This is a genomic window from Listeria cossartiae subsp. cayugensis, from assembly GCF_014229095.1.
Taxonomy (GTDB): domain Bacteria; phylum Bacillota; class Bacilli; order Lactobacillales; family Listeriaceae; genus Listeria; species Listeria cayugensis.
Window position 1 is genome coordinate 355456 of sequence record NZ_JAARZC010000002.1, and the last position, 12953, is coordinate 368408.

General features: G+C 38.1%; 13 protein-coding genes and 1 riboswitch. Of the genes, 12 read left to right on the forward strand and 1 reads right to left on the reverse strand.

The genetic code is table 11. From position 1 onward, the window contains the following. Positions 1–7: 7 nt before the first annotated feature. Both HCB49_RS08860 and ribU read left to right on the forward strand, forming a co-directional pair. Entirely contained in the window at positions 8–526 is a 519-nt protein-coding gene (locus tag HCB49_RS08860) for an acyl-CoA thioesterase (protein ID WP_070234200.1), read from the forward strand. A 131-nt stretch (positions 527–657) separates the two neighbouring features. Continuing rightward, positions 658–780, forward strand: a riboswitch (FMN riboswitch). Between the two features lie 188 nt (positions 781–968). Next, on the forward strand, positions 969–1580 hold the full coding sequence (ribU, locus tag HCB49_RS08865; RefSeq protein ID WP_185480916.1) for a riboflavin transporter RibU: 612 nt from the start codon (positions 969–971) through the stop codon (positions 1578–1580). Positions 1581–1622: 42 nt separating this feature from the next. Here the strand turns inward: ribU and HCB49_RS08870 are convergent, their stop codons facing one another. Then, on the reverse strand, positions 1623–1847 hold the full coding sequence (locus tag HCB49_RS08870) for a ferredoxin (RefSeq protein WP_185392104.1): 225 nt from the start codon (positions 1845–1847) through the stop codon (positions 1623–1625). Between the two features lie 155 nt (positions 1848–2002). Here HCB49_RS08870 and HCB49_RS08875 point away from each other — a divergent pair, with 155 nt between their 5' ends. The 10 genes from HCB49_RS08875 (at position 2003) to hbs (ending at position 12944) form a co-directional block, all read left to right on the forward strand. After that, positions 2003–3010, forward strand: coding sequence for a YpbB family protein (locus HCB49_RS08875; protein ID WP_185604721.1), 1008 nt, complete (start codon positions 2003–2005; stop codon positions 3008–3010). Further along, positions 3007–4410, forward strand: coding sequence for a RecQ family ATP-dependent DNA helicase (locus tag HCB49_RS08880; protein ID WP_185604722.1), 1404 nt, complete (start codon positions 3007–3009; stop codon positions 4408–4410). Before HCB49_RS08875 ends, HCB49_RS08880 begins: the two co-directional genes overlap by 4 nt. Positions 4411–4729: 319 nt before the next feature. Further along, on the forward strand, positions 4730–5452 hold the full coding sequence (locus tag HCB49_RS08885) for a LysM peptidoglycan-binding domain-containing protein (protein ID WP_185480912.1): 723 nt from the start codon (positions 4730–4732) through the stop codon (positions 5450–5452). An 80-nt stretch (positions 5453–5532) separates the two neighbouring features. Then, positions 5533–6495, forward strand: a complete 963-nt coding sequence (locus HCB49_RS08890; protein WP_185604723.1) for an asparaginase — start codon at positions 5533–5535, stop codon at positions 6493–6495. A gap of 15 nt (positions 6496–6510) precedes the next feature. Continuing rightward, a complete protein-coding gene (cmk, locus tag HCB49_RS08895; RefSeq protein WP_185480911.1) occupies positions 6511–7185 on the forward strand; it encodes a (d)CMP kinase in 675 nt (224 codons plus the stop codon). Between the two features lie 359 nt (positions 7186–7544). Further along, complete coding sequence (gene rpsA, locus HCB49_RS08900; RefSeq protein WP_185392099.1) at positions 7545–8690, forward strand: 30S ribosomal protein S1; 1146 nt, start codon at positions 7545–7547, stop codon at positions 8688–8690. 143 nt (positions 8691–8833) lie between these two features. Next, complete coding sequence (der, locus tag HCB49_RS08905) at positions 8834–10144, forward strand: ribosome biogenesis GTPase Der (RefSeq protein ID WP_185392098.1); 1311 nt, start codon at positions 8834–8836, stop codon at positions 10142–10144. 22 nt (positions 10145–10166) lie between these two features. After that, positions 10167–11183, forward strand: a complete 1017-nt coding sequence (locus HCB49_RS08910; RefSeq protein WP_185392097.1) for an NAD(P)H-dependent glycerol-3-phosphate dehydrogenase — start codon at positions 10167–10169, stop codon at positions 11181–11183. Between the two features lie 102 nt (positions 11184–11285). After that, entirely contained in the window at positions 11286–12266 is a 981-nt protein-coding gene (locus HCB49_RS08915) for a tyrosine-protein phosphatase (protein WP_185604724.1), read from the forward strand. A gap of 402 nt (positions 12267–12668) precedes the next feature. Further along, positions 12669–12944: a non-specific DNA-binding protein Hbs gene (hbs, locus tag HCB49_RS08920; RefSeq protein WP_003720260.1), complete on the forward strand. Its 276-nt coding sequence runs from the start codon at positions 12669–12671 to the stop codon at positions 12942–12944. Positions 12945–12953 lie beyond the last annotated feature (9 nt).

Consider the following 12953-nt stretch of genomic DNA (forward strand, 5'->3'; position numbering starts at 1 on the left):
GAAAAACATGGAAAAAAGACAAACAAAATTTTGTAAAGAATCTTTAGTTATTAAAACGAGCCGGGTTTTCCCGTCAGATACGAACAACCATAACACCCTTTTTGGTGGGAGATTGATGACTTATATAGATGATACAGCTTCGATTAGTGCATCTCGTCATTGTCGCACAGAAATCGTAACAGCTTCCACAGACTCGGTAGACTTCTTAAAACCAATTAAAAATGACCACTCAGTTTGTTTAGAATCTTATGTTGCGTCTACTGGAAGAAGTTCAATGGAAATTTTCGTTAAAATCATTGCGGAAAATTTAAAAACAGGCGAACGCTATTTAGCCGCAACTTCCTTTTTGACATTTGTTGCGTTAGATTCAGACGGCAAAACAGTGGAAGTACCACTTGTTGAACCAGAAACAGAAGAACAAAAAAGAATTCATGCCGGAGCAGAAGCAAGAAGTATCGCGCGTAAAATTCGTTTAAAAGAAAATCAATCATTAGCGGAATCATTGTCTACCGATATTCCGTGGTAATAAATAAAAACCAGATACTTAGTCTGGTTTTTTATTTATGTAAATCAAGAAAGCGCTTACGTGAAAAAACATACAAAAGGACTTGCGAAAAAATTTTTTCATGGTAAAATAAAAATTGTAATAAAATATTCGTTCATCTTCGGGGCAGGGTGTAATTCCCGACCGGTGGTTAAAGTCCACGATCTGCTTTTTTAGCAGTTGACTCTGGTGTAATTCCAGGACCGACAGTATAGTCTGGATGGGAGAAGATGTTGGCAGACCTTTTCGTTTGTCTTCACGAGCATGTGTTAGCAAGCTGTGATGCTTATTTGAGTATTCAGTGCTTGTTTATTAATTCACAAACTCTCCCTCAACTTTTTTTAGTTGAGGTTTTTTATTTGCTTGGGTTGCATTCGTTAAGTGATGTCCTCGCTTCTTGGTGAACATCAAGGGAGAAATGACAATGAAGAATTATTCAATGAAGGTTTTTGTAAGCGTGGCGGTTCTTGGCACATTAGCATTTATTTTAATGATGCTGCAATTTCCGCTACTACCGAGTGCACCATTTTTAAAGCTTGATTTTAGTGATATTCCAGCTTTGATTGGTGGCTTATTATTCGGTCCACTCGCAGTGATTTTAGTAGAACTAATCAAAAATGTGCTACTTTACATTGTGTCAGGTAGTCCAGTCGGAGTTCCTGTTGGAGAATTAGCCAATTTTATTAATGGTATTTTTTATGTATTACCGATTTATTATTTATTTCATTGGTTTCGCTCAACAAAAGGAATGGTGCTTTCAACAGCAGTTGGAACGTTAGTAATGACAGGCGCAATGGTGGTATTTAATTATTTTGTACTATTACCATTTTACATTAAACTTGGTGGACTTCCGGCGGATACAGATGTTGCTTGGTTAGTCACATATACGATTGTACCATTTAGTTTATTAAAAGGAGTCATCGTTAGCGCTGTATTCTTATTGCTATACTCTAGATTGAAAAACTGGATTGCTAAAAATCAAACAATAAAAGAACGGCGCAAATTTGAAAAAAGGCAACAAGAAACAAGCCATTAAATAAAAAAATCCGACAGTCTCTAAATGGGCTGCCGGATTTTTTTAATGAAATGGACTATCAGAAACTTTGATAGAAAGCGAAGGACAAGCAAATTCAGCGTCAATCACCATTTCGACCAAGTCTTCAGGGATTTCTTTTGTTCCAGTGTTATCATCTAATATATTAAAGGCAAGACCTTCTGTATCATAATCAAAAACATCAGGCGCATGAATGGAACAAGCTCCACAAGCGATACAAGTGTCTTTTTCGACAAGGGAATACTTCAATTTTCTACGCTTCCTTTCTAAAATAACAATTTGAAGCCAGATTTTTTTCTTTTTCTATTGTAACATATTTTGAAAAAGTTTTTTTCGGTAAAACTAATGTAGAACAAGTGTTTCTGTGGTATGATTGTAGGAACAAAAAAGGTGGTGGAAATGTCTTGGATATGCTTGATAATTATATACGGACGATTTTAGAAAAAAGTGTAACACCTAGAAAATTACCGTTTATTCATACGGTTTTAGCGGGACGGAGAACGGGGCAAGCTGTTCAAGATATCCATCTTTTTCAGATGCAGCATTTATTTGGTCTTGTACCCAATCTGAAGGCGAATTATTTGGAAATTCGACTCGCGGAATTAGTGCGGCAAGGGGCTATTATTTCTACGGAAAATGGTTATCTTAGCGAGGCAAACTTAGCGGGTACTTTTTCTAATACTTATCCGGATTTTCAAGGTTTTGCGTTGCAGCGGCAAGCATTTGATTTTTTTGCACATTTGCGGCTCGCGGTGCAAGTAGTTAGTAATAAGCATCATCAAGAGAGTTATTACTTACCTGTTATTCGTGATAAGAAAGTACAGCAGTTTATTAAGTATTGGCTAAAACAGCAAGACAACGCGAATTTAGCAGATGATTTGTATGCGGAACTCATTCGCTGGTTTGAAAAATTAGCAGTTACTAGGCCGGGATTTTTAGTGGAGCGTTTTTCAGGTGGAGAATTAATGGGCTATACGACTGAACAGATTGCCACCAAGTATCAAGTAGAGAAGTGGGATGTTTATTTTGAGGTGCTTCATGAAATCCATCGTCTTTTAACTGCGATTAGAGCATATCCGGACGAGTGGACACTATTAGCGAGTTTCGTACCAGATGAATTAACATGTCTCACAAGTTCGGCCATGCAAACATATACACTTTGGCAAAATGGGGCAGATTTAGAAGCGATTGAACGAATTCGTAATTTGAAAACAAGCACAATCCAAGATCATTTTGTGGAAATTCGGGCTACTTTGAAGGATGCTGATGTCCCGTATTTACCAGAAGAAACCACTATAAAGACAATTAATATGAAAAATTGGAATTTGCTTCGTGAAATAAAAGCGGAATTTCCAGACTTAGATTATTATCAAATTCGGTTAGCGGTCGTTAGTAGGGAGGGCGAGCAGTGAATTTAGAACAGGAATTAAAAAACTATCTCGGTTTTGACGAGTTTCGCCCTGGTCAGAAAGAAGTCATTGAAACGGCCTTAGCGAAGCGGAACTGTTTTGCGATGTTACCGACTGGAACTGGGAAAACAATTTGTTATCAATTAGCGGGTCATTTGATGGATGGATTAGTGTTGATTGTGTCGCCACTTCTTTCATTAATGCAAGACCAAATGGAACGAATGCGCGCTCACGGGGAAAAGCGAGTGGCGGCACTTAATAGCTTTTTGAAACGAGATGAGAAGAGCCAAATCCTTGCGAACATTCATTTATATAAGTTTCTTTTTTTATCACCAGAAATGCTAAATAATGAATCCGTGAAAAGCTTGCTCTTAAAACAAAAAATCAGCTTGTTCGTTATTGATGAAGCGCATTGTATTTCTCAGTGGGGGCATGATTTCCGCCCGGATTATTTAATGTTAGGACAGTTTATTAAAGAAGCGAATTTTCCGGTGTCGATGGTGCTTACGGCAACAGCAACAAAGAAAGTCCGGGCAGACATTTTAACGCAATTGGAGCTAACTGATTGTGAACAGATTATTTACTCGGTTAATCGACCGAATATTTCTTTGCAAGTAGAGAAATTTTCTAATCAGCAACTGAAAAAAGAACGTTTATATGAGCTTGCCTGCAAACTGCAAACGCCAGGGATTATATATTTTTCAAGCAAAAAGTTAGCCGAAAGTGTGGCGCATGAATTAAGTGAAATTGCTGAATTGAGAGTCGCTTATTATCATGGCGATATGGAAACAGAGGATAGAATTGTTATTCAGCAGCAATTTGTTTATGGACAATTAGATATTATTTGTGCGACTAGCGCATTTGGGATGGGCATAGATAAAGCGGACATTCGTTTTGTTATTCATTACCATATGCCGGCGGATTTAGAAGCTTATTTGCAAGAGATTGGAAGGGCAGGGCGTGATGGTCAGAACAGTATCGCTATTTTACTATATGCAAATGGCGACGAATTTATCCAAATGCAACTAGCAGATCAAGATATACCAGATGCTAATTTAATCAACCTGTCCCCCGAACAGCGCAAAACTTTACCAGAGACAGAGCAGCGGTTCATCGAATACTATCAAAAAAGTGGTTTAAGCGCGCAAGAATTAACCGCCAAGATGGACTACCGAAAAAAATGGAAGCGAGCTAATTTGCAGCAATTTATTGGTTACCTACATACTGAAGATTGTCGTCGTAATTATATTATGCGTTATTTTGAAGAACCTCCACTAGAAGCCACTGCAGATAACTGTTGTGATTTGGATGGGGCTGAAATAATCGATTTTGAAAAACGAGAAAAAATCTCCCAAAAAGAAATTCCAACATGGGAAACCTATTTAGCTTATTTACTGCAATAGTTTTAGCGTTACGAAATTCGACAAAAAGTAGATAGTTTCACATTTTTTTCTAAAAAAAGACTTGTCTAATAGCAAAAAAATTGTTATTATTTTGTTCAGTAATCTGTAAAAAGCAAAGAATGGTTATATGCCAGAAGTACTAATTTATAATGATTATTGCTTTTTTTTCTAAAAAAGCGTTTTAAGTATTGTTGTATGTTGTTTTTATGGGTATAATTATTTCAAAGGTATTTCATTTATTAACATCTTATGTAACACTTCTCTGTGCCAATTATAGTGCATAGGATAATTTTAGAAAGCACTAAAGGAGGAACTTTGAGTGGTAAAAACAAGAAAAGAAAAACGGGAATATGAAGAACCGGCTGATTATGATATGAATGCTGAAGGGCAGGATGAATTTAATAATGAACCGCCGATGTTATCCCGTTCTGATAGCAGAAAAGTTAAAAAGAAAACTATTTTTAGATACCCATTACTGAATTTATTGATTGTGTTTTTCTTATTAATTCCAATCGTTATAGTAATTGTATTTGTAACAGTACAAAACATGGGTTCATCAAATGAAGTGAAAACAGAGACAGAATCGACTGTCAATGTATCTGACAACACACAATCGAAAGAAGATAAAGAAAAAGCGAAGAAAGCCGCAGAAGAAAAAGCAGCTGCTGAAAAGGCTGCGGAAGAAAAGAAAGCGGCCGAAGAAAAAGCAGCAGCAGATAAGAAAGTTCAAGAAGAAGAGGCTGTTAAAGCTGCTAATGCAAGAAAAGAACAAGAAGCTGCCGCAGAGAAAAAAGCCGCAGAAGAAAAAGCAGCAGCCGACAAAGCTGCCGCAGAGAAAGCTGCACAGAAAAAAGCAAGTGAATCCACACAGAAAAAATCTGGTGGCTCTCACACAGTTAAAGCTGGCGATACGTTATACAGCATTGCGCGTTCTGCATATGGACAAGCTGGAGCAGCTGCAGGTGTAGAAAAAATTAAACAAGCCAATGGACTGGGAAGTAATAATGTACCAGTTGGCACAGTTCTAACAATTCCACAGTAATAAACAACACTGAATGGGTCTGGGAAACGCTTCCGAGACTCATTTGTTTGTTTAAATGGAAAATGTAGGGGGAAATAACCATGGCAAAAGTGGCACTAATTACAACAGGCGGTACGATTGCAAGCAAGAAAACAGCATCAGGAAAACTTGCATCAGGTGAATTATCTGGAGAAGAATTAGCTGCGTTATGCCAATTACCAACAGAAATTCAAATAGATATCTATTCGACTTTTCAACTCCCATCTATGCATATTACACTTCCAGATTTAATCAGTTTAAAACAACTAATTGAATCTATTTTCATGGATGAAACATACGATGGTATTGTTGTGACACACGGAACAGATTCATTAGAAGAAACAGCTTATTTTCTCGATCTTGCAGTAACTGATGCGAGGCCAGTTGTTGTAACTGGTTCACAACGCGCACCAGAAGAACCAGGGACTGATGCTTATGTTAATATTCGTCATGCTATTTACACGGCATGTGAAATAAATTTACGTCAAGCGGGTACCGTTGTTGTTTTCAATGAACGGATTTTCGCAGCGAGATATGTTAAAAAAGTCCATGCGTCTAATATCCAAGGGTTTAGCGCGTTTGGTTTTGGTTATCTGGGCATCATTGATAATGACAAAGTTTTCCTTTACCAAAAACCGCTTGAGCATGAGTGTTTTGATATTCGGCTAGATCTTCCAGACGTGGTTGTGATTAAATGTTACATAGGTGCAGACGGTTTGTTTATCGATGCAGCAATTGATAAAGGCGTTGGAGGTATTGTTTTAGAAGGTGTTGGTCGCGGACAGGTTGCGCCCAAAATGATGCCAGCAATTATTCGCGCTTTAGATGCGGGGATTCCAGTTGTTATTACAACGAGCGCGGAAGAAGGTAATGTGTACACGACCTATGATTATGAAGGTAGCACATTCGACTTGTATAATCGGGGCGTTATTTTAGGAAAAGATTATGATAGTAAGAAAGCGCGGATGAAACTAATGGTACTTTTAGCATCCCAAGAAGAAATTAATCAAACCAATTTCAGATAAAAGGAGTTTTATTCTATGACTAAAAAGATATGTATCGCCATTGATGGACCAGCTGCAGCAGGGAAAAGTACTGTAGCGAAAATCGTTGCGAAAAAATTGCGTTTTGTTTATATCGACACGGGAGCTATGTATCGCGCGGTAACGTATATCGCTTTACAAAATAACCTTGCATATGACGACGAAAAAGCTATTGCGGCTTTATTAGAAAAAACGGTTATTCGTTTTGAACCAGGCGAAGTACAACAAGTATTCGTAGGCGAGGAAAATGTAACAGATGTGATTCGCTCATTAGAAGTAACGAATCATGTATCCATCGTTGCGGCGCATCCAGCCATTCGTGAAGCTTTGCAAAAACGCCAACAAGTTTTTGCGACAGAAGGTGGGATTGTCATGGACGGTCGCGATATCGGCACAGCGGTTCTTCCAAATGCCGAACTAAAAATCTTTTTACTAGCGAGTGTAGAAGAACGAGCAGAACGTCGTTATAAAGAAAATATGGCGAAAGGCTTTGCCGGAGACTTAAATCAACTCAAAAAAGAAATTGAAGAACGCGATCATTTAGATTATACCAGAGAACACTCTCCACTGAAAAAAGCGGACGATGCGATCGAGGTAGATACAACATCCATGTCGATTGATGAAGTTGCCAATAAAATTCTTTCACTAGCTGAACTAAAAATCAATAATTGATGAAAAAGTGCTACATTTTCTTAACTAAAAAGGAATGGAGCACTTTTTTAATTTAAGCTTGAAAGCCTAAACAAACTGAGCGATTTCACGCCCTATAGGCATTTTCACCCCCTTAAAAGAGCTTGACAAATGTGCTGATTTGTAGGATGTTATAAGAGAGATTTTTTACTTTGTGAAAAGTATCTTGATAGGATTTTCTAGCTGGAAGATCAGTTTTACAGAAGGTGTATTTGATATTTTTTCTTTAATTAATCGGAATTTGCCTATCTAGGAAAACTAGTCAAGCAGATGAGGCGAGCGTGAAGGTTGCTTCTGAATTAGAAACTCCTAAAATTCGACTAACGAATGGAGGGCTACACATGTCTGAAGATTTATTTGATGTAGAAGTTAGAAATTTTGAAGAAGGAGACAAAGTCACTGGCACAGTTACAAGCGTGGAAGATAAACAAGTTTATGTTGGTATTCCCGATAGCAAACTGGATGGTGTCGTTCCAATAAGTGAACTTTCCAATATACATGTGGAGACAGCTTCTGACGTTGTAAGCGTAGGCGACACACTTGATTTGATTGTCACTAAAGTAGAAGACGATGTACTTGTTTTATCTAAAAGAAAAGTGGATGCCGAAAAAGCATCTGATGATATTAAAGCTAAATTTGAATCTGGTGAAGTATTCGAAGCAGTAGTTAGTGACGTTGTAAAAGGCGGATTAGTTGTTGATCTTGGTGTTCGTGCATTTGTTCCAGCTTCTCTAGTAGAAGATCATTTTGTGGAAGATTTTGCTGACTACAAAGGGACAACACTTACTTTCAAAGTAGTAGAATTTGAACCAGAAAACAACCGAGTAATTTTAAGCCACCGTGCAGTTGTGGAAACAGAAAAAGCTAGTCAAAAACAAGCGCTACTAAGCGAAATCAAAGAAGGCGACGTGATTGAAGGTACAGTTCAACGTCTTGCTAATTTCGGCGCATTCGTTGATATCGGTGGCGTGGATGGATTAGTTCACATCTCGCAAATTTCTTATAAACATATTGCAACACCACAAGAAGTTCTAGAAGAAGGACAAAAAGTAACCGTTAAAGTTATCGGGATTGATCCTGAAAACGAACGTATTTCTCTTTCTATTAAAGCGAACTTACCTGGACCTTGGGACGGCATTGCTGAAAAAGCGCCAGTTGGTTCAGTTTTAGAAGGTAAAGTAGTGCGTCTAGTTACGTTTGGTGCATTTGTGGAAATTTTCCCTGGAGTAGAAGGGTTGGTTCACATTTCTCAAATCTCGCACGAACATATCGGGACACCACAAGAAGTCCTTTCAGAAGGCCAAACAGTAGAAGTGAAAGTACTTGAAGTAAATGAAGCAGATCAACGCTTATCTTTAAGTATTAAAGATTTACAAGATGCACCTGTAGAAGAAGCTGATTATGAACTTCCAGAAGAAAATACTGGATTCCAAATGAGCGATTTAATTGGTGATAAACTAAAAGGTCTGCAAAACGACGATAAATAATTGTATCCAAAAGAGCCTAGGGAGACTGTTCCCGTAGGCTCTTTTTATTTTTGAAATCGAACTTTTCATTGCCAGTAAGTTATTTTACTGATAAACTAAAGAAAGTTTGATAAATAGGATTCGAGAAAAAAGAAGGTGAAATAATGGCAAAACCAGTTGTAGCGATTGTCGGACGTCCAAACGTAGGCAAATCGACTATTTTTAACAGAATCGTTGGTGAACGTGTTTCCATAGTGGAAGATGTTCCCGGTGTGACACGTGACCGCATATATAATTCAGCGGAATGGCTTGGAAAAGAATTTAACATTATTGATACAGGTGGTATTGATCTTTCCGATGAACCATTCTTAGAGCAAATTCGCGCACAAGCGGAAATCGCAATTGATGAAGCAGACGTAATTATTTTTATTACCAATGGTCGTGAAGGGGTTACCGATGCAGACGAACAAGTAGCAAAAATTCTTTACCGGTCTAATAAACCAATTGTTTTAGCGATTAATAAAGTAGATAACCCAGAAATGCGTGATCAGATTTATGACTTTTACGCGCTTGGGTTTGGTGAGCCGTATCCAATTTCTGGTTCGCATGGTTTAGGGCTTGGCGATATGCTTGATGCTGTTCGTGCTCATTTTCCAAAAGAAGAAGAGGAAGAGTATCCAGATGATACAGTGAAATTCAGTTTGATTGGTCGACCAAATGTTGGGAAATCTTCCATTCTAAATGCACTGCTTGGAGAAGACCGTGTGATTGTTTCAGATATTGCTGGAACGACACGTGATGCCATTGATACAACTTATACATTCGACGGCCAAGATTATGTCATGATTGATACTGCCGGAATGAGAAAACGTGGGAAAGTGTATGAAAGCACAGAGAAATATAGTGTTTTACGTGCAATGAGAGCCATTGAACGCTCTGACGTTGTTCTTGTGGTTATCAACGCAGAAGAAGGCATTCGTGAGCAAGATAAACGAATTGCTGGATATGCGCATGATGCCGGACGTGCGATTATTATCGTTGTAAACAAATGGGATGCAATTAGTAAAGATGAAAAAACAATTAACGTATGGACAGAAGATATTCGGGAGCAATTCCAATTCTTGAGCTATGCACCAATTGTCTATGTATCTGCTAAAACAAAACAACGCTTAAATAACTTATTCCCACTCATTAACCAAGTAAGCGACAACCATTCATTACGTGTACAATCAAGTATGCTAAATGATGTTATTAGTGATGCGGTTGCAATGAACCCGTCACCAATGGACAAAGGTAAGCGACTTAAAATCTTCTATACAACACAAGTGGCCGTTAAACCACCGACATTTGTTGTATTTGTTAATGATCCAGAACTAATGCATTTCTCTTATGAACGTTTCTTAGAAAACCGGATTAGAGAAGCATTTCCGTTTGAGGGTACGCCAATTCGAGTAATTGCTCGTAAGCGTAAGTAAAGTTTTCGGGAGGAAAAATATAATGACACAGAAAAAAGTAGCTATTCTTGGCGCTGGAAGTTGGGGAACAGGTCTTGCACTTGTCCTAGCCGATAATAATCATAAACCAGTTATTTGGGGAAACTTAGATAAAATTGTGAATGAAATTAACGAATCGCACACGAATAGTCACTATTTGCCAGATATTATTTTACCAACTGAGGTAAAAGCGACATTGTCACTTGATGAAGCGATTGATGGTGCAGAAATTGTCGTGATTGCTATTCCAACAAATGCGATGCGTATCGTTTGTAAGCAGCTGAATGAAGCGTTGAAAGAACCGACTATTTTAGTACATGTAAGTAAAGGTATTGAACCTGAAACAAATCTTAGAATGTCCGAAGTGATTGAAGAAGAAGTAGATGCAGCAAAACGCAAAGCACTTGTTGTTCTTTCTGGACCAAGTCATGCGGAAGAAGTGGCGCTTCGTCATCCAACAACACTATGTGCGAGCTGTAAAGATTTAACGGCGGCAGAAATCGTTCAAGATCGTTTTATCAATAACAACTTACGTATTTATACGAATGATGATGTGATTGGTGCGGAAATTGGTGGCGCGCTGAAAAACATTATTGCACTAGGCGCAGGAATCTCTGACGGCCTTGGTTACGGCGATAATGCGAAAGCTGCACTAATGACTCGCGGAATGGCAGAAATCACTCGTCTCGGCGTTGCTGTGGGCTCTAACCCGCAAACCTTCTACGGGTTAACTGGTATTGGTGACTTAATTGTTACTTGTACGAGTGTGCATTCACGTAATTGGCGCGCTGGTAACATGCTTGGTAAAGGCGAGAATTTAGATGAAGTATTAGAAAAAATGGGTATGGTCGTGGAAGGTGTTCGAACAGCCAAAGCAGTACATGGTTGGGCGAAAAAACTAGATATTGATATGCCAATTACCGAATCGATTTACGCGATTTTATTTGAAAATAAAGATGCTCGTGAAGCAGTTGATTTATTAATGGGTCGTAAAAAGAAAATCGAAAAAGAATCGTTTTAATAGAAAGAGTCAAGATAGGCTACTCGCTTATTTTGGCTCTTTTTTTGTGAAATATGCTAAAATGAAGCAGAAGAGCCAAATAATACAAAGTAGGTGGAAAATATGGAAGTTACTCGTACAGATAAAGCCGTAACATTAACGTGGGAAAAAGAAGAAGTCAGCGCAGGAACAGAGGTTTTTGTAAGCAGTAGTCCTAGCCTAGAAACAACAAGTGAGCCTGTTTTTAAGGTGACCAGTGAGGTCAATCACTTTACTTATGATACAAAGGATATTCCTGTGTATTTCTTGTTACAGGCGCCAAACGGAGACAAGACAGTTGTTTCAGAACGGATTTTACCACTCAAAAGTGTCTTTAATTTTCGCGATATGGGCGGTTACGAGTCCAAAAATGGTAAACATGTGAAATGGGGCAAGTTGTATCGTTCTTCTAATTTAGTAAATATTAACGAAGCGGATGCAGCATTGCTTCAAAAATTACATATTAAATGGATTTGTGACTTGCGCAGTAGTTCGGAAGTAAAAGCGCAACCTACGCCGGCAATTGAAGGGGTACTAAATAAGCATATTCCAATTGGTACAGCCAAAAATGAAGAAACTAAGCTACCAGTTACAGACGACAAAACTATTTATGAGCCGCTCATGGGCGAAAGTTATCGTGTATTCGTTCAATCGGTTGAAGGTTTTAAAGAAATTTTTACAGAAGTTTTAGAAGATGCGAAAGCGGGACTTCCATTCGTATTTCATTGCACCGCAGGAAAAGACCGTACAGGCGTCTTAGGAGCATTATTATTAACATTGCTAGATGTGCCAGAAAAAACGATTTTCGACGATTATGCCATCACTAATCGCTATCAGGATGACATTTTACAAGAAATGGGTGGAATTGTGGCACTGTTTTCGAATGGAGCTGAAAAAATCGACTTAGAAACATTCCGTCCAATGGCAGAAGCGCGTCCAGAGTATTTGGAAATTGCTTTTGATGAAATGAAGAAACAATATGGTTCTGTAGCGAATTATTTAGAAAAAGGAATTGGAATTACTGCGGCAGAAAAAGCAGCGTTCCAGAAAGAAATGTTAGAATAAAACTAGGCTCAGAAACCTAGAGTTTTCAGGTAATAGCCACAAATTTACACATATTTTTATGAAAAAAGAACTATTTTAGCTGATTGTAGTGGTATCGCTTGCTATTCTAAGGCTTCCAAGTTAGTATTATGGATAACAGGTTGATACTATCACGTTTTCAAGCATTTAAAGAAAAAAGTTTGTGATTGAAAATGTTAAGAAACGGTGTCAGTTTGGCATTATTCCTTGCAGTTGTAAGGATTATGTGATAATCTTTTATCAGAATTACTGTTAAGGCTTGTAGTTAAGCCATTTCAGTCATGATTCTCCTTAAATTTCCAAGTTTTTGGAAAAAAAGAGAAATACAGGTATCATCTAGTGCCTGCTTATTTTGTAGTATTCTGTGAAGGAGGTGAAAACACAATGGCAAATAAAACTGATTTAGTAAATAGCGTAGCTGAACTAGCTGATCTTTCTAAAAAAGACGCAGCGAAAGCAGTTGAAGCTGTATTCGAAACTATTCAAACTTCTTTATCTAAAGGTGAAAAAGTTCAATTAATCGGATTTGGTAACTTTGAAGTACGTGAACGTGCTGCCCGTAAAGGCCGTAACCCTCGTACTAAAGAAGAAATCGACATCCCTGCAAGTAAAGTACCAGCTTTCAAACCTGGTAAAGCGCTTAAAGAAGCTGTTAAATAAGCTACATAG